The 854-nt window shown below is 46.6% G+C and carries 1 protein-coding gene; it reads right to left on the bottom strand.

Annotated elements, in window-relative coordinates; genetic code table 11:
* Window positions 1-785: EF-P lysine aminoacylase EpmA (epmA, locus tag A3762_RS01095; protein ID WP_068753710.1), on the bottom strand; the 785-nt coding region annotated here is incomplete at its 3' end.
* Window positions 786-854: the final 69 nt, after the last annotated feature.

Here is an 854-nt window from a genome sequence, read left to right as displayed (position 1 = left end):
CGTCGATCTTCTATAAATCGCGCCTCTTGCTCACTGGCATCCACTAGTTCGTCGTAGACATTCGCGAGCTCAATGCCTTTCACATACAATTCAGCGCGCTTCCCTACTCGATTGCCAAACGAGTCTACTTCAATACGCGCCAATGAGGCCTGGCTCGCTGGGTAATCAGTAAGAAAACACGGTCTATCAAATCCTAATTTAGGTTCGATACACACAGAAATAAGCAAGTCTAAGCATGCGTCACGGTCAAGTGTTTCACCCTCAGCAAGCCCAGCTTTGCTCGAACACAATGCCTGTAACTCGCTTAATTCGGCTGAGAATGGGTCAATCTCTAAGTACTTTAAAAAGACTTCACGGTAGGTATATACAATGGGTCGCTCAAGGCTCAACTGCTCACAAACGAGATCTGCGATTTCTTCCATTAATTCAGTCAAACTGAACCCTACTCGATACCACTCAAGCATTGTGAATTCGGGGTTATGCCTGCCCCCCTGCTCGGCTTCACGAAAACTTTTACAAAGCTGATAGATATCGCCTAAACCGCTTGCGAGTAGACGCTTCATCGCAAACTCTGGAGAGGTTTGAAGAAAAAAGTTTAAGGATTGATGCGCATCTTGATTGCCTGAAGCACGATAACTTGCAAGATGTGGGTCCGTTGACCCTGAAACACTCATCAACGGCGTGTCGACTTCGAGAACATTACGTGCAGAAAAAAAAGCCCGCAGCTGAGCATACAACTCAGCACGGGCTTTAATTGCGGTATGTGAACAACTAGGCTGCCACATAAAGAGAAACTTAACCTTTCGCGCGGCTTACGTATTCGCCAGTACGCGTATCGATTCTCAACACTTCAC

The sequence above is a fragment of the Oleiphilus sp. HI0125 genome (assembly GCF_001635355.1).
The sequence above is the reverse complement of the archived record's forward strand: the minus strand, read 5'-3'. Positions and strand labels throughout refer to the sequence as shown.